At 67.7% G+C, this 16,297-nt stretch carries 16 protein-coding genes; 10 read left to right on the forward strand and 6 right to left on the reverse strand.

The genetic code is table 11. The annotated features are described in order from the left end of the window. Nucleotides 1-33: 33 nt before the first annotated feature. From R2APBS1_RS12240 to R2APBS1_RS12250, 3 genes are all read right to left on the reverse strand, one after another. Nucleotides 34-1,404, reverse strand: a complete 1,371-nt coding sequence (locus R2APBS1_RS12240; RefSeq protein WP_015448144.1) for an FAD-containing oxidoreductase — start codon at nucleotides 1,402-1,404, stop codon at nucleotides 34-36. 159 nt (nucleotides 1,405-1,563) lie between these two features. Further along, complete coding sequence (locus R2APBS1_RS12245) at nucleotides 1,564-2,235, reverse strand: glutathione S-transferase family protein (protein ID WP_015448145.1); 672 nt, start codon at nucleotides 2,233-2,235, stop codon at nucleotides 1,564-1,566. A 38-nt stretch (nucleotides 2,236-2,273) separates the two neighbouring features. Next, the gene (locus R2APBS1_RS12250) at nucleotides 2,274-2,843 is read right to left on the reverse strand and encodes an NADPH-dependent FMN reductase (RefSeq protein WP_015448146.1); all 570 of its coding nucleotides are present in this window, start codon (nucleotides 2,841-2,843) and stop codon (nucleotides 2,274-2,276) included. A gap of 152 nt (nucleotides 2,844-2,995) precedes the next feature. Between R2APBS1_RS12250 and R2APBS1_RS12255 the strand changes: the two genes are divergently transcribed. Then, complete coding sequence (locus R2APBS1_RS12255; RefSeq protein WP_015448147.1) at nucleotides 2,996-3,838, forward strand: class I SAM-dependent methyltransferase; 843 nt, start codon at nucleotides 2,996-2,998, stop codon at nucleotides 3,836-3,838. A 52-nt stretch (nucleotides 3,839-3,890) separates the two neighbouring features. On the opposite strand, the gene R2APBS1_RS12260 is transcribed toward R2APBS1_RS12255, so the two are convergent. After that, nucleotides 3,891-5,843, reverse strand: coding sequence for a M61 family metallopeptidase (locus tag R2APBS1_RS12260; RefSeq protein ID WP_015448148.1), 1,953 nt, complete (start codon nucleotides 5,841-5,843; stop codon nucleotides 3,891-3,893). Here R2APBS1_RS12260 and R2APBS1_RS20160 point away from each other — a divergent pair. The 4 genes from R2APBS1_RS20160 (at nucleotide 5,842) to R2APBS1_RS12275 (ending at nucleotide 8,913) form a co-directional block, all read left to right on the forward strand. Next, entirely contained in the window at nucleotides 5,842-6,006 is a 165-nt protein-coding gene (locus tag R2APBS1_RS20160; RefSeq protein WP_157769745.1) for a hypothetical protein, read from the forward strand. The genes R2APBS1_RS12260 and R2APBS1_RS20160 overlap by 2 nt on opposite strands. Nucleotides 6,007-6,159: 153 nt before the next feature. Then, complete coding sequence (locus tag R2APBS1_RS12265) at nucleotides 6,160-6,453, forward strand: hypothetical protein (RefSeq protein ID WP_015448150.1); 294 nt, start codon at nucleotides 6,160-6,162, stop codon at nucleotides 6,451-6,453. Between the two features lie 11 nt (nucleotides 6,454-6,464). Then, complete coding sequence (locus R2APBS1_RS12270) at nucleotides 6,465-8,240, forward strand: tetratricopeptide repeat-containing diguanylate cyclase (RefSeq protein ID WP_015448151.1); 1,776 nt, start codon at nucleotides 6,465-6,467, stop codon at nucleotides 8,238-8,240. 298 nt (nucleotides 8,241-8,538) lie between these two features. Next, a complete protein-coding gene (locus R2APBS1_RS12275) occupies nucleotides 8,539-8,913 on the forward strand; it encodes a hypothetical protein (RefSeq protein ID WP_007511824.1) in 375 nt (124 codons plus the stop codon). Between the two features lie 75 nt (nucleotides 8,914-8,988). On the opposite strand, the gene R2APBS1_RS12280 is transcribed toward R2APBS1_RS12275, so the two are convergent. Then, on the reverse strand, nucleotides 8,989-9,411 hold the full coding sequence (locus R2APBS1_RS12280; RefSeq protein ID WP_236126951.1) for a hypothetical protein: 423 nt from the start codon (nucleotides 9,409-9,411) through the stop codon (nucleotides 8,989-8,991). 187 nt (nucleotides 9,412-9,598) lie between these two features. On the opposite strand from R2APBS1_RS12280, the gene R2APBS1_RS12285 reads away from it, so the two are divergent. Next, complete coding sequence (locus R2APBS1_RS12285; RefSeq protein WP_007511828.1) at nucleotides 9,599-10,144, forward strand: peroxiredoxin; 546 nt, start codon at nucleotides 9,599-9,601, stop codon at nucleotides 10,142-10,144. Nucleotides 10,145-10,363: 219 nt separating this feature from the next. Here the strand turns inward: R2APBS1_RS12285 and R2APBS1_RS12290 are convergent, their stop codons facing one another. After that, entirely contained in the window at nucleotides 10,364-12,223 is a 1,860-nt protein-coding gene (locus R2APBS1_RS12290; protein ID WP_015448154.1) for a hypothetical protein, read from the reverse strand. A 169-nt stretch (nucleotides 12,224-12,392) separates the two neighbouring features. On the opposite strand from R2APBS1_RS12290, the gene R2APBS1_RS12295 reads away from it, so the two are divergent. The 4 genes from R2APBS1_RS12295 to R2APBS1_RS12310 all read left to right on the forward strand — a co-directional run bounded on the left by R2APBS1_RS12295 (nucleotide 12,393) and on the right by R2APBS1_RS12310 (nucleotide 16,274). Next, nucleotides 12,393-12,767, forward strand: a complete 375-nt coding sequence (locus R2APBS1_RS12295) for a hypothetical protein (protein WP_041676770.1) — start codon at nucleotides 12,393-12,395, stop codon at nucleotides 12,765-12,767. A gap of 636 nt (nucleotides 12,768-13,403) precedes the next feature. Further along, complete coding sequence (gene hemH / locus R2APBS1_RS12300; protein WP_015448155.1) at nucleotides 13,404-14,354, forward strand: ferrochelatase; 951 nt, start codon at nucleotides 13,404-13,406, stop codon at nucleotides 14,352-14,354. After that, nucleotides 14,351-15,802 (forward strand): protoporphyrinogen oxidase, encoded by a 1,452-nt coding sequence (gene hemY, locus R2APBS1_RS12305; protein WP_007511835.1) that lies wholly within the window; start codon nucleotides 14,351-14,353, stop codon nucleotides 15,800-15,802. Before hemH ends, hemY begins: the two co-directional genes overlap by 4 nt. Further along, nucleotides 15,792-16,274 carry a DinB family protein gene (locus tag R2APBS1_RS12310; RefSeq protein WP_007511837.1) on the forward strand — a complete coding sequence of 161 codons (483 nt, stop codon included), beginning with the start codon at nucleotides 15,792-15,794 and terminating at the stop codon, nucleotides 16,272-16,274. The genes hemY and R2APBS1_RS12310 overlap by 11 nt, the downstream gene beginning before the upstream one ends. The last annotated feature ends 23 nt before the right edge of the window (nucleotides 16,275-16,297 follow it).

Here is a 16,297-nt window from a genome sequence, read left to right on the forward strand (position 1 = left end):
GCAGGGCGATGGCGGTGCATCCGGCCCGTCGCCCTACCCGCCCGGCGCATGCACTTCCGCGATCAGCGTGGGAAGGAGTTCCGACACGGTCGGGTGGATCGGCACCGTGTGCTGCAGCTGCGTGGCGGTGGCGTCCACGCTCATCATGTCGATGATGCCGTGGATCGCCTCGTCGCCCTCGATGCCGAGGATCGCGGCGCCGAGGATCGCCTTCGTGTCGGCGTCGATGATCACCTTCATAAAACCCTGCGTCTCGTCCCTCTCCACCGCGCGGCCGACCCGGCTCATCGGCCGCTTGCCGACCAGGAACGGACGGCCGCGCTCGCGCGCCTGCGCCTCGTTGATGCCGACGCGGCCCAGCGGCGGGTCGATATACAGCGCGTAGCCGCTGACGCGTTCGCTGAGCTTGCGGTGCTCGCCGTCGAGCAGGTCCGCCGCGACCATCTCGAAGTCGTTGTACGCGGTATGCGTGAACGCGCCGCGGCCGTTGCAGTCGCCCAGCGCCCAGATGCCGGGCACGTTGGTGCGCAGCTCGTCGTCGACGGTGATGTAGCCGCGCGCATCCGTCGCCACGCCGGCCTGGTCGAGGCCGAGGTCGTCGGTGTTCGGCACGCGCCCCACCGCCACCAGCACGTGGCTGCAGGCGAGCCGCTCGCCGTCGAGCGTCACCGCGAGCGTTTCGCCGGCGCCCGCGAACGCGAGCTCGGCGACGCCGGTGCGGATGTCGATGCCTTCGCCTTCCAGGATTCCGCGCACCGCCGTCGACACGTCCGCGTCCTCGCGCCCGATCAGCTGCGGGCCTTTTTCCAGCACGGTGACGCGGGCGCCGAAGCGGCGGTACATCTGCGCGTACTCCAGCCCGATGTAGCTGCCGCCGACGATCAGCAGGTGCGCCGGCACGCGGTCCAGGCCCAGGATCGAGGTATTGGTGAGGTACGGGATGCCGTGCAGGCCGGGCATGTCCGGCACCGCCGCGCGGCCGCCGACATTCAGGAAGATCTGCGGCGCGGCGAGCCGTTCGTCGCCCACGCGCAGGGTGTGCGCGTCCTCGAACTGCGCATGGCCTTCGATCACCGTGCAGCCGTCCATGCCGTCCAGCCACGTGCGCACGCCGTGCCGCGCGTTCGCGATGACGGTATCGGCACGCGCCTTGACCCTGGCCATGTCGATGCCCACCGTGCCCGTCAGCACCACGCCGAAATCGGCCGCGCGACGGGCCATGTGCGCGGCGCGCGCACTGGCCACCAGAGTCTTGGTCGGCATGCAGCCGGTGTTGACGCAGGTACCGCCGAACAGCTTGCGCTCGACCAGCGCCACCGACCGGCCGGCCCGGGTCAGCCGGTTCGCCAGCGGCGGGCCGGCCTGGCCGGCGCCGACAATGATCGCGTCGAAGCGGCGGTTCATGGCGCTGTCGCCGCGAACCGCGACGCGCCTCGCGGCGGCAATCCGCAACGGTGGAGAAGCATGCCGTCACTCCCTGCACGAAAACGGCTGTTGTATCGCGAAGCACCGAACTGAGCCGGCAAATTTCCGTGAAGCAGCCGTCCATCGGAACGTGGCCGTTCACTCCCCCGCGGAGGGCGGCGCATCGAAGCGGTACGCCGTGCTGCGCGCCGACGCCCGCTGGCCGAACTCGCGGGCGAAAGCCGTGAGCTGGCCGTAAGGCGCCAGCGGGACGGTGGTGCGGAAGGCCAGATGCTCGACCAGGCAGAACAGCGACGCCTCCAGCAGGCTGAGGTCGCGCGGCGGCAGCGCCTCGATGACCGCCACCAGCCTCTCGTCGAGCCACGCCAAGGTGTTGCGCAATCCCGCGGCGGCCTTGGCGAAGTAGATGCTGTCCGCCGGCAGGTGTGCGATCTGCGTGCCGAAGCTGAGCTGCACCTGCGCCTGCATGGCGTGCCAGACGAGCTCCTGCACATTGCGCGCCTGCAGCTCGCGCACGTCCTCGGGCCAGACGACGCGCCGGCGCTCGGGCGCGGATTCCGCCAGCACGCGGCAGATGTTCTCGGCGCCGAACACCGTCGCCCCATCGATGGCGAGTACCGGCAGCTTGAGCGCGGGATTCCCCGCGTAGTCGCGCGCCTCGAGCGACGCCAGGTCGTAGACCGGGGCGAACTCGCAGGCCACGCCCAGCTCCTGCGCGAACACGCGCACCAGGCGAGTGAAATGCGAACTGCTGCGGCCGGTGATCCGCGGCGCCGGACTCACGCGGGTCGTGTCATTTGCATCAGACAAGGCACCACCTCCTGCGTTTGGTCAATCAACCGCGGCTTTCACGGATTCCCCGCCGATCCGCCCTGCGCGAACGCGACGAAGCCTTGCATGAACTGGCGCAGCTGCTCGTCGGTGCGCGCATCGGCGATGGCGCCGTCGGCATCGAACACGCTGCCCGCGCGCGACACCAGCAGGCGGCCGCCGCTCCACAGCTCCGCACCGATGGTGCGCAGCACCGGAAGCCAGGCGTTCTGCGACAGGATGGTGCCGAAGCCGCCGGGTGAGGCGCCCATCAGCGCCACCGGCTTGCCGGCGAACACGCGCGGGATGTCGGCCGGCGGGCGGGTCAGCCAGTCCAGCGCGTTCTTGGTCACGCCGGGAATGCTGTTGTTGTATTCGGGCGTGGCGATCAGCAGGCCATCGGCGGCGGCAATCGCCTCCTTGAGCGCGGCGACCTCGGCTGGAATACCGTGCGCGGCTTCGTCGTCGGCGTTGTACAGCGGGAACGCGGCGATCGACATGATCTCCAGCCGGCTGCCGGCGGGCATCATCGCACCCGCGGCGTGCAGCAGCGCGGTATTGAACGAGCCTTTGCGCAGGCTGCCGGAAAAGCCGACCAGTACGGCCATGTTCCACCTCGGAGCGGCGACGGGAGCGGCAAGGGTAGCGCGGAAACGACGGCAGGCAGGGCGGCCGGACCAGCCCGCCTGCGTCACGCCGGGCAGCGGCCGGGTTACGATGCCGCTGCTTCGCTGCGCCGTCGTTTTCAGGAAAGCCCGCCGTGCCGCACTACTCCGGTCCCCTGCTCACCCGCCCCGTCGCCGCCTCGCTGCTGGCCGCGCGCGACGCCGGCGCGGATGCATGGCGCGGCTCGCTGGATCTGGGGGCATCGACCGGCGAAGCCTCGCTGCAGGCCGACGCCTGGCTGTGGCGGCAGCGGCGCTACCCGTACCCGTCCGCACTGAAGGACCGCACGATCTACTACTGGGACGGCGACGCATTCGCGCCGGTGGTGCGCTACGCCGGCTCGCTGATCAAGCTGGTGCCCACCGAATGGGGCGCACCCACGTTCGAGATCGACGGCATCAAGATGCTGCCCACGGCGAAAGCGTCGCCGCTGGACGACGCGCGCCGCAAGGTGGCGCTGGTCGAGCCACGCGGCAAGGTGGTGCTGGATACCTGCGGCGGGCTGGGCTACTTCGCCGCCTGCTGCCTGGAAGCGGGTGCCGCGCGCATCCACTCGTTCGAGAAGAACGCCGACGTGCTGTGGCTGCGCACGCTCAACCCGTGGTCGCCCGATCCCGAGTCACCTGCCAGCGGCGGCCGCCTGCAGCTCGCCCATGCCGACGTGTCGCAGGCGATCGCGCAGCTCGCCGATGCCTCGGTGGACGCGCTCTTGCACGACCCGCCGCGCTTCGGCATCGCCGGCGAGCTGTACGCGCAGGCGTTCTACGACCAGTTGGCCCGCGTGCTGCGCAAGGGCGGCCGGCTGTTCCACTACACCGGCAGCCCGAACAAGCTCACCAGCGGCCGCGACGTGCCGCGCGAGGTGGCCAGGCGGCTGGAGCACGCCGGCTTCAAGGCGCAACCGGCGCTGGATGGCGTGCTGGCGACGCGGCGCTGAGCCGGCGTCCGGACAGATACAGAGTCGGCCCCCGCGCCGTTCCGGCCCTCGCCTACTTCCGCGCCGCAATGATCTCGCCGAGGTAATCCGGCGTACCCTCGATGCGCACCAGGTGCGGATACTGCAGGCCGTCGTGGTAATCCACCGGCACCGTGCGATAGGCGCCCTGGAATTTCAGCAGCAGCTGGATCGGCGCCTTGCTGCCTTTCGCCGCCGTGATCGCGTCTTTCAGCACATCGTCGCTGTAGTCATGGCCGTTCACCGCGACGAGGGTGGCGCCGGCGCTGACCCCGGCCTTGAACGCCGGCCCCTCCCAGCGCACGTCGTTGATCTTGCCACCCTTGGCCATGGTCAGGCCGATCGACCAGGCGAAGTTGTACAGGTGACGCGACGATTGCGGCCGGCTGTTGTACTGCTTCTCGTAGGCGCTCTCCTTGTCGGTGTAGACCAGCTTCCAGCCGGTGCCCTCGATGCCGTCCAGCAGCGGCGGCATGCGCGTATCCACGTGCGCATGCAGGAAGCTCGCCCAGTCGTACTTCGCCACGCCGTTCAACGCGGCCACCACGTCGTCGAAGGTGTAGGTTTTCGTCACGTAGCTGCCGTTGTCGACGCCGAAGAACGCGCGCGCGAAATCGTCCAGCGACTTGCGGTCGTGGGTCAGCGCGCGCAGCCTGGCGTCCACCTCCAGCCACATCATCTGCCCGGCGCTGTAGTACTCCTCGCTCATCTGCCAGCTGCGATACGGCAGGCCCGAGCGGCGTGCGGCGGTCGGGTCGTTGGTGGTGTCCTCGAGCGTGCGCCACCGGAAGCCCTCGCGGTTGCGGTCGTAGTTGGCCGCCACCATCGCCAGCGCGTCGCGGAACTGTTCGGGCGTCCACAGGCCGGCGCGCGCGGTCAGCACGTAGCCCCAGTACTGCGTCTGCCCCTCGTACACCCACAGCAGCGAATCGCCCATCGGCACGTTGAAGTTGGGCGTCCACAGGTCGGCCGGACGGCGGAACTTGCCGTTCCACGAATGGGTGTACTCATGCGCCAGCAGGTCGCGGCCGGGCGCGTTGTCGTCCCAGGCGGTGAAGTAGTCGGCGCCCAGGCCATCCTCGCTGGACTGGTGATGCTCCGTGCCGTTGCCGCCCAACTGGTCCGACAGCGAGAACAGGAAATCGTAGTGGTCGTAATGGTGCGAGCCGAACAGCCTGGTCGCCTGCACCGCCAGCGCACGATGCACCCTCACCTGTTCGGGCGTCATGGCCAGGTACTTCGGTGCGTCGGCGACGACGTCCAGGTGCACCGGCGCCCCGCCGGGCGGCGTGAGATCGACGCGCTTGAAGTACTGGCCGGCGTAGACCGGCGAGTCGACCAGGTTGTTGAAGGTCACCGGCCTGAACGTGGTGGTATCGCCCGACTGCGAGGCCGGCTCCAGCGCACTGCCGAGCTGCCAGCCGTGCGGCAGCGTCAGGCTGGGCGCGAAGGTGATGCCGCGGGTGAAATGGCCGGCCGGATACAGCGCCACCTTGCTCCATTCCATGTCCATCATGCGGTCGGTCATCTCGAATCCGCCGTCGCGGGGCGACAGGTACTGGAACTCCACGTCGATGCTGGCGACCCCCGCGGGGACGTCGAGGTGGAACGCGTACACGTCGTACTCGTCACGCTTCCACGCCAGCGGCTTGCCGTTCGCGCTCAGCGCGAGGCCGGCAAGCATGGCGATCGGGCCGGTCGGCGAGTGGTCGCCGGGAATCCACTGCGGATACAGCAGGGTCAAGGCGCCGGGCTGCACCGGAATCGTCTCGTGCACGCGGAAGATCCCTCGTGCAGTGTCGCCGGCATCGACATGGATGGCGATCGTGCCGGGGTACGGCACGTCTTGCGGCGGCGGCACTCCGGCACCCGGAACTTGCTGCGCTCCCAGGGGAGCCACCGCGAACGCAATCAATACGGCCACGACCCCGCACGCCACCCGGCGGGACACGGCAGCCGGCAACCCGGCGAAAAAGGCAACGGACATGACGACTCCAATGGGCGGGAGAAGGACTCGCACCAACTTAGCACTGCTCGACCACGAGGTGAGCGTCTACCGCGGCGCCACCTTGCCGATCCGGCACCCGCTGGTTCGCCGCATGGCACTGCGCAACCAGCTCGGCTCCGAACTGACCGCCGGGAAACGGTAGTGCTACCGCTCGCCGCGCCCTTGAAGCAGAATCGGGCCATGCGCGAGCGGCTGGCGGCGCTGGACCAAGGAAGTCCTGCATCGCCCGACACGCTGGGGCAATCCGCGGCGTTCGCAGAACGCATGCCCGGGGAATCGGAAAAAGGGGGAAAACATGCCGGATACGATCGAACTGCTGGAAACCATCGGCCAGAACGCGGCGCTGCGCCGCGCATCCGCCGACGAACTTGCACCGATGCTCGAACAAGCGAATGCATCCGAAGCCCTCAGATCTGCCGTTGCCGCCGGCGACAGCTCGCTACTGTCCAGAGAGTTCGGGCACAAGCTGAACAAGGCACCGCAGATCTCCAATGCCCCGGGACACGAGGAAGACGAACCCGACCACGACGGCGGCGACGAACCGCGTCATCCACCCGAACCTGATCGCCACGAGCCGCGCAAACGATAGTCTCGCGCGCCATGCCCGTCGGCCGGCAAGGAAGAGGAAGGGGGACCGCCCTGGCCGCCCTGCTTCTTTGCGCCCTGGCGCTGGCAGGTCGCGCTACTGATCCTCCCCGGATTACCGACGCAAGCGCCTTCCTCGACCGGACCGAGGAGCTGCGCATCAAGGACCACCGGCAGTTCATCGAACGACTGGCGCAGATCCATCGCGAATCGCCCGCGCTGACGACGGCCGAGCAATGGCATCTGCGCTATCTCGACGCGCTCGAGTCTTCGCTGGAGGGCAGCTACGCCACAGCGGAGCAGCCGCTGCGCGATGTGGTCGGCCATTCAGGCGATCCGACGCTTGCCACCAAGGCATCGGCGCTGCTCATGAACAACCTGGCGGTCGGTCGCCGCTATGAAGACGCCTTCCAACTGGCCCAGCAGCTCACGATCGACCTGCCCCGAATCCGGGACAAAGAGGCCCGCCTCCAGGTCCTCAGCTACCTGTCCCAGACGTTGAACCTGGCCGGGCAGACCAATCTGGCGATCAAGTACGCCCACATGATGGAGGACATCGATCCTTCGAAGACGACCTCGTGCTACTCGCGTACCAAGCTGGTGGCCGCGCTCTACAACGCCAAGCGGCTCACCTCCGCGAGTCCGGAACTGCAGCAGGTCATCGAGACATGCGAAGCGGCTGGACAGCCCATCATGGCGACGACCATGCAGCTCATCCTCGGCACGCTCCACCTGGAAGAACACCAGCCGGCCAAGACCTTGGCGCTGCTCGACCGGATAGCGCCCGGCATCCGGATCAACCATTACTACCCGCACACGCTGTCCGCGCAGGTGCAACGAGCTCAGGCGTATGCACAGCTGGGTAAAGACGATGACGCCCAAAAGGCGGCACTCGCCGCCTTGGCGATGGCCGGCCCGGACGACGTCAACGACTATCTCAAAGATGCGTATGAAGTGCTCTACCTGGTCACGAAGCGGCACGGCAACACAGCCGCCGCGCTTGCCTACTACGAACGCTATGTCGCCCAGGACAAGGGCTCGCTCAATGATGCCTCCGCACAGGCATTGGCTTACCAGACGGTCCAGCAGCAGATTCTGACCCGCAAGCTGGAAACCGAAGAGCTTGGCAGGCAAAACAGTGTCCTCAAGCTGCAGCAAGCATTGGACGCCAAGGCCGCGGAGACCGACCGGCTCTACATCACGCTGCTGATCATCCTGCTGGCGGCCATCGCACTCTGGCTGCTCCGCACCATGCGTTCGCAGAGGCGCTTCAAGCGCATGGCGATCCGCGACGGGCTCACCGGCATCCTGAACCACCAGCACTTCATCAACGAGGCCGATCGCATCTTGCGCCTGCTGGAGAAGAAGCTCGGCCACGCCTGCCTGATCTCCATCGACCTGGACCACTTCAAGCAGATCAACGACACCCACGGCCACGCCATGGGCGACGCCGTGCTGAAGCGGGCCGTGGCGATCTGCCAGCAGCACCTGCGCCCCAGCGACCTGTTCGGCCGCCTGGGCGGCGAGGAATTCGGCATCCTGCTGCACGAGTGTTCCCGCAACCAGGGCCTGGACATCGCCGAGCGCATCCGGATCGCGATCGGCACGACGCCGATCGAGAAGGACGGGCAGCACATAGCGATTTCCGCCAGCGTCGGCCTGGCCTCCACCGATACCTCCGGCTACGGGCTGCAGCGGCTGTGCAAGGAGGCAGACGTCGCGCTGTACCGCGCCAAGCGCGCCGGGCGCAACCGGGTCGTCGCCGACGCCGGCAACCTGGCCGAAGCCTGAAGCCCCGCGCCGGAGCAGCGGCATCGACGTGCGTGAAAGCCTGCCGCCGGGCGGGCCGCTCGCGTTCCGGCCCCGCACCCCTTCAGGAAACCGGCGCCGTGCCGATGACCGTAGCAAACCCGAAGGATCCATCGATGCCACGCCACATCCGGATGCTCTTTAGCGCAACGACGCCACCCGCGGGAAACGGGGGCCGCCGGCCACGTCGGCCATGCCTGCCGGGCGCGTGCCAGCGGCGCACGGACGCACATGGCGAGCTCGGCCGCGCCAGCACCGCCCACCGCAGCGAATGGCCAGCATGATGGTCGACCGCAGCAACCCCACCCGCGCAGGCAATCGCGTCGACTGGAGCGATCCCCAGCTGCAGAAGCTGCTGAGCAAGATCGAGGACTGGGACCTGGACAACCGCGATAACTTCCCGCGGGAAGAAGTGCAGGTGCAGATCGGCTGGAGCGCCGGCGGCGGACGGACGGCGGTGCTGGTGTGGAAGCGCGACAAGGTCATGGTGCTGGAAGCCAGCTTCCCGATTCCCACCGCCGAATATGTACGCGTGGACCGCTTCTACGGCGACGGCATGCGCAGCGTATGGGGCGTGGTGGTCGAAGGCCGCGCCGGCAGGCGCGCGGAAGACTGCAGCAACGGCGTGAGCATCTACTGGCTGCACGAGTGCTGACCGCCGGCGCCGCTCGCGCCATGGCGCCAGACCGGGTACCGCCAGCGAGCGCGAATGGCGCGTGCCGCCCTGCCTTCAGCCGATGCGCAACTTGTTCAGGAACAGGCCGTGCTCGCGATCCTCGACGCGGTAGCCCTCGCGTCCTTCGATAATCCAGCCCCACACGCTGCGCGTGCCACCCGCCTGCTGGCTGTCCACGCGCACATGGTCGCCCTGCGGCAGCGGAAACCGGGTCACCAGCACCATGGTCTGCTCGTCGATCGAAATCAGCTGGGCCGGCTTGCTCACGACGGAGTTGGCAGTCCACCCGGAGCTGACGTGGATCTGCACTTCCTGCGGCGGCTGGTCGCTGCGGTTGTCGACCTTCCAGCCGTCGACTTTCTGCAGCAGCGCATCCAGATGCGGATCATTCCAGTCGACCGCGCCGACTGAAACGCTCGATCGTGACTTGTCGTGGCCCATGAGGCTGACCCCTGCCGGGTGAGTGCGAATGGACATGCAGACCGGTTCCCCGCAGCCAACATACCAGAACTCCGGCCCGGCGACGGGCTGCGGAGAAAGCAGCCATGGCCATGATCCGTGCCACCGAGGCAACGAGGCGAAGCCCGCGCCGCGAGCGGCCGCGGCATCCGCCCGGGCGCTTCTGGCGTATAAGCTGTCTGACCCCCTGGCCCGAGGAATCGCCATGAACGCCTTGTTGAAATTCGCCGCGCTCGCCCTCGTCGGCAGCGCCACCCTCGCCGCACCGGCCCTGGCAGCACTGAAGGAAGGCGCCAGGGCGCCCGACTTTTCTGCGCCAGCCTATCTTGCCGGCCAGCCGTTCACGTTCAAGCTCGCCGATGCCCTGAAGAAGGGGCCGGTGGTGGTGTATTTCTTCCCCGCCGCGCACACCCCGGGCTGCAACCTGGAAGCGCACCTGTTCTCAGAGGCCATCGACCAGTTCAAGGCGCAGCACGCCACCGTGATCGGCGTCACCGCCGGCAATACCGCGGAACTGGCGGCGTTCTCGCAGGAAACCGAGCATTGCGGCGGCAAGTTCGCGGTCGCCGCCGACAACGGCGCGAAGATCGCCAGGGAATACGATGCACTGCTGCCGCTGCGGCCCGGCTGGTCGGACCGCACGTCCTACGTGATCGCCCCGTCCGGGCAGATCGTGCATGTCTATTCGAACCTGAGCCCGAAGAAGCATGTGCAGGAGACGCTGGACGCGGTGAAGGCGCTCGGCAAATAGCGCGGCGCGAAGGCCGGCTCGCCCCGGGGCGAGCCGGCCGGTCCTGCCTGTCCGGCAGGTGGTCGAAAAGAGCGACCCTGCCCTCTCCCGCGCACCCGCCCGGTTGTCCGTCGCTGGCTGCGCCGGATCAGGTGCCTGGCGTGCCTGACTGGCGGCGCGCCTTGTGTGGCCCGCCCCCGCCCACGCGCTTTTCGACGCCGCGGCGGGGACGCAGCCGGCTCACGGACCGATCGCCGAGATGCGGGTGGCCCAGTTGCCCAGCGCACCGCGCGTACCGCCGCACTGGAACCGCGGGGCAGTCAGGTACTGGCTAAGGGTGCAGGTCTGGGCGATGTATTCGGAGGCAGTCCAGATCGTGTTGCCGTCGGCCGCCGCCGCGCCGTAATCGCCCCAGCGCGGACGATCGCCGGCGAGGTAGGGGATGCCGGTGAAGCCGTCCCACGGCCCCGCACCCGCCGCGGCGATATGCACCTCGCCGGCGCCGAGCTTCGCGTCCAGCCCGGCATAGCCGGCGCCCGGATGATCGTTCGGGCCGACCACGGTGAACGCGATGACGCCGCGCCCGCTTTGCGTGACGGCCGCCGCACCGTAGGTCAGGTTCGCGTCGGGCAAGGCCAGCGTACCGTTGGCGGAGAGACCGCCGGACGCCGGATTGATGACGAAGTAGTTGATGCCCGAGCCGTGGCTGCCATCGGCCAGCAGCACGTCGGTATCCAGCGTGCCCCAGAGCTTGCCGTTGGCGTAGCTCACCTGCTGCATGCGCGAGTCGTTCACCGCCATCGGGCGCGGCGTCGGATAGACGATGTTCGGGTAGCCGAGATAGGTCGGCGCGCAGCCGGTCAGGGCAAAGCAGTCGCGCAGCGGCGCACTGCCCGGCTTCTGCCGTGCCAGGCTGCTCGGCACGGCATAGGTCTGCACGGTCAGCGGCGACACGTTCAGCGTCAGCGCCGCCGGCGCGCTGTCGATGGCCTGCGTGTTCGACACCGACCACAGCCACAGCGTGTTCGAGACGCCCGAGTCGTAGAACACCGCGTCCGAGCTCAGCAGGTACTCGGTGCCGCCGCGCGTGTCGACATACTGCCCGCCGGAGGAGATGGCCGGCCAGACCGTGAACGCGGGCGCGGGAATGCTCGGGTCGCCACCGTTGAACAGCGCCACGTTCGGCGCAGCGGCACCGGTTGCCAGCGCCTGCTTGGAGATGGCGTAGATCTGCGCGCCGTAGAAGCCGTTGTCGAACAGCGCGAACTCGTTGGTGGTCAGGAAGATCGCATGGGCATCGGCGCCGATGTGCGGGTAATCGCCCAGGCAGAAGCCGCCCGCGCAGCTGTGGTCCGGCGTGCCGTCGGTGCCGTTGTTCTGCACCGGCAGCCGGTAGATGGTCCAGGCCCCAGTGGGGTCGGCACTCTGGCTGACGGCGATGTCCAGATGGTTGGTGCCGGCCAGCGACGAGGTGGTGCCGACGCGGTCCAGCGTGAGCACGACCTGGAACCAGCGCTGCGTGCCGGCATCGTAGTAACAGGACGGGTCGGTGATGCTCGGCCCGTACGCCCCGGTCGTGCGGTTGATCGCCGCGGGGTAGCCGTAGAAGGTGTTGAGATCGACCGGACCGACGAGCTCGTTGCCGGCCTTGTCATAGATCGCCAGCACGTCGTTGACGCTTTCCATGACGAAGCCGTTGCCGGCGCACAGGCCCTGGTCGGGCGGCTCCACCGAGAACTGGTTGCCGCCGTTGGCATAACGCTGGTCATGGAAATCGAGGCCATCGAAACCGCCCAGCAACTGCGGGTTCGCCTTCGCGCGGCGGGCCGTTCCCATCCGGTTGCTGCCGGCGTGACCGCGGGCAATGCTGCGGTTCACCACTGGCTGCGGCCCGAGTTCGCCGCCGGCGCCCGAACCGGCCTCTCCCGCGGTCATGGCCGGATCCAGTTCCAGGTTCGTCAGCGCCTGCCCGCCCACGGGCGTGGTCGTGGGCGTGGTGGTACCTGCCTTGTGCAGCTTGAGGGTGGTTGGCGTCGCCGCCAGTGCGCCGGTGGCAAACGCCACGGCCGCCACTGCGACGAGCAGTCGAGTCTTCATCATGTCGGTCTCCCGTTCGTGAGTAGGTGACCGCGTCCCCTGGGACGCCGGGGTCGGTCGTGCCGACGGGCGTCCACGCAAGTACGCATATTGGACATATGCGCCCGGCCACGATACGCGCGCCCGAGGGAAGTCACCATCCCCCCTCTGGAACCAGCCGGTTCGCGCCGGCATGCCGGCGCCGAAGCCGCCGATCCGCGGGCGCGGGGTTGCTGCACACCGCGTGCAGACGGAAGGCCGGATGGGTTTGCGCCAGCGCCGCCAGCAGCTGGCCGAACACCTGTTCCCGCGCACTGCGCACGCCGTAGTAGAGGTGTACGCGACGCCCGGGCTGCGCGGCGAGACACCCGCGCAGCATGCACAGCGGGGCGTGATCCCGATGCCGCCGGCGATCAGCACCACCGGCACGTCGAGGCCGGGATCGAGCACGAAGCGGCCGGCCGGCGCCTTCATCTTGAGCACGTCGCCGACGTGCACCGCGTCATGGAAATGGTTCGCGACCTTTCCCGCCGGAAGCTCCGGCCGGCCGGCGCCGGCGTGCGCTTGACCGTGATGCGATAGTGCGTCGGATCGGGCGGCGCGGACAGCGAACAGCAGCGGACGAGCGGGCTGGCCTGGTCGTCCCCGGCGACGGCGGCGAAGGTCAGGAACTGGCCGGGCAGGAACGCGGGCAACGCCGCGCCATCCAGCGGTGCCAGGTAGAACGAACAACGGATGGAAGCTTGGGCATGGGCCGAAATCGCCCGTCAGGACGAGCTCAAGCTACGCCACGCGCCGATACCCATATTGACCATGATGAAAAGAGCCCGAAGGCGCTGCGGACCCTGCGAGCGGCGGCGCGGCGGCGCGCCGACTTCCGCCTCTCGCGCCAAGCCGAGGGGCACCGCAGGAAAATCACCGGCTGATCTGTATCAGTGCGGCCCACAGGGCCGGGTCGTATAAAAGCGACAACTCTCCGGGAAGGAGAGTATCGATGCGATTTCGAGCTGCCGTCGCATTCACGCTGCACGGCATCCCGCCATGCATCGAGTGCAGGCCACAAGAGTGCATCCCATACGCGACCGGGCTTTTGCGACAACGGTCGTACCACTCGACCTCGACCCGCCAGGACAGACCCCGGGAAGGATTATTTCCGGGATTACCCATGAATGTCGGAAGACCCATACAGAGGGAACGCGACGCCATGTCGCAACAAACCACCGGGCTGCTGCTCATGGCGTACGGCACGCCGCACGGTCCCGACTCCATCGATTCCTTCTACACCCACATCCGTCACGGACAGCGTCCATCCGACGCGCTATTGCAGGAGCTCAGGAACCGCTACCAGGCCATTGGCGGCACCTCGCCGCTCGCCCACATCACGAAAGCGCAGGCAGACGCGCTGGCGACACGGCTGAATGCCCGCCACGCCGATCAGCGATTCAAGCTGTACATCGGTCTGAAACACGCGGAGCCGTTCATTGAAGATGCCGTCGAAGCCATGCACCACGATGGCATCACGCAGGCCGTTGCCCTGGCGCTGGCACCTTACGATGCCAACGCCAGCGTCCACGGTTACGGCGAGCGCGCACAGGGTGCAGCTGCGTGGCTGGGCGGACCTGCGATAACGGTCGTGTCCGACTGGTGCCGGCAAGGAAAATTCGTACGTTACTGGGCCGAGCAGATCCGGACTGCCCTCGCGGTCATCCCCGAGGATGACCTGCGCACGACCGTCGTCATTTTCTCCGCGCACAGCTTGCCCGCGGCGATGCTGGGTCCCCCCGACCGCTACCCGCGCCAGCTGGAAGAAAGCGCACGATCAATCGCCCAGGCGGCACACCTGAAACACTACGCAACCGGATGGCAGAGCGCAGGAAGAACCGCCGATTCGTGGCTGGGCCCGGACATCCGCGAGCTGACCCGTGATCTGTGGAGCCGCGGCGGCTACCGCACCTTCGTCTACTGTGCGACCGGATTCGTCGCCGACCATCTCGAGGTTCTCTACGACCTGGACGTCGAATGCCGGGCGGTCGTAACGGCCCTGGGAGGGCGTTATATCCGCCCCGCCATGCCAAACACCGCCCCCCTGTTCATTGACTGCCTGGCCGATGCGGCAAGCGACGCTTTGGCGCACCAGGCGGGGGTGCCCGCATGACCGGGCAGCCGCTGCACGCCGCCATTATCGGTGGCGGCATCACCGGACTCACCGCGGCCTTCTATCTGCAACGCCGACTGGAGGACATGGGCTCGGCGCCGAGGCTTGCGTTACTGGAGTCGGAGCCTCGGCTCGGCGGGAAGATCAGGACGACGATCCGCGACGGCTTCCTGATGGAACACGGCCCCGACTCCTTCGTGGCGAGCAAGAAGGGCGCCTACCAGCTCGTGCAGGACATCGGCCTGGAAAACGAGCTGGTACGCAACCACACGGGGCAGGCCTTCATCGCGCGAGGCGATCGGCTCTATCCGATCCCTGCCGGCACGATGATGGGCATTCCCGTCAGGCTGTGGCCGCTCCTGAGGTCGCCGCTGCTCTCCCCGCTAGGCAAGATGCGGGTAGTCCAGGATCTGTTCTGGCAGCGGAAGGAACCCGGCGGCGACCAGCCGGTCGGCGATTTTTTCCGAAGGCATCTGGGGAATCACATCGTCGATCGCCTGATCGAGCCGCTGCTGTCGGGCATCTACGCCGGCGACATCGACCACTACAGCCTGCAGGCCCTGTTCCCGCAGATCCATCAGCTGAGCAAAAACCGCCGCAGCCTGATCCGCGCGATGAGCGGAGCATACGCCCATGTCAGGCAGGCGCCCGCCGGCAAAGCCCAGGGGCAATTCCTCAGCTTCAAGACGGGGCTGCAGTCACTGACCGCGCGGATCGAAAGTCGCCTGAAGTCGTGCACGATCATGAAAGGCAGCCCCGCAAGAGCCATCCGCAGGCAGGGCGGGCACTATCGCGTGGAGCTGGACGATGGGCGCACGCTGGACGCCTGCTCGATCATCCTGGCCGTACCGGGCTCCGCCGCCGTGAAGCTGTTTCCTGCCGCAGGAAATGCCATCTCGCCCGTGCTGCTGACTCCGCCGACGTCCGTCGCCAATGTCGTGATGGCGTTCCCGCAGGGAACCGCAGGCATGTCGCTGAACGGCACCGGCTTCGTAGTGCCACGCGGGTCGGGGCATGCGATCACGGCGTGCACCTGGGCGCACCTCAAATGGCCTCACGTGGCCCCGAACGGCGCGGCGTTACTGCGCTGCTACATCGGTGGCCCGCATGACGCGCAACTTGTCGACGAGTCCGACGCCACCATCGTCGACACCGTCATGGCCGATTTGCGGCACCTCATGGCGCTTCGCGAAACACCGGCCTTTTACCAGGTGACCCGCTGGAAGCACGCGATGCCGCAGTACTCGGTAGGCCATCTCGAGCGCCTCGGGGACACCCGCAGGACCATCGCCACGCAGTTCCCTGGCGTCTTCCTGGCCGGCGCCACCTACGGAGGCGTGGGCCTGCCGGACTGCATTCGACAGGGGGAGCAGGTCGCGCACGACCTGGTCGACCATCTGGCGCAAAGAAACCTGTTGAACTCACGAGAGGCATCACATGTTGATTGAAAACCTTGGCACGACTCGCGAGAAGCTCCTGGCCAGCCTCGAAGGCCTGACGGAAGAGCAGTTGAATGCGAAGCCGCATACCGGCGGGCCCTCGATCGGCCAGATCGTTCACCACCTTTACGCGAGCGAGCGGGAAACCGCGGCCATGGTGCTCGATGCACTGCAGTCCCGCAGCGGGAAGGTCGAGGAAAAGGACGCGTCGCTTCTGGCGGCCGGCCTGCAGCAAGGCTGCGATGAGGAGCAGGCAACCGCCGAGCGATTCACCAAGGCGCAGCTGATCCGCTTGCTGGAGGAATCGCGCTTCAGGGACCTGCAGTCGGTATTCAACGAAACGCACGAATGCGTCCTGGCCGAGCGGTCACTGGAGCATCCCGCCTTCGGCAGGGTCAGCCTGAAGAACCTGCTCGACACCATCTGGATCCACGACGAGCTTCACGGCAAGCAGATTGCGGCGATCAGGCAGTCGCTTTGACACTCCCAACATAGTCACGGAAA

It is taken from the genome of Rhodanobacter denitrificans (genome assembly GCF_000230695.2).
GTDB classification, from domain to species: Bacteria; Pseudomonadota; Gammaproteobacteria; order Xanthomonadales; family Rhodanobacteraceae; genus Rhodanobacter; species Rhodanobacter denitrificans.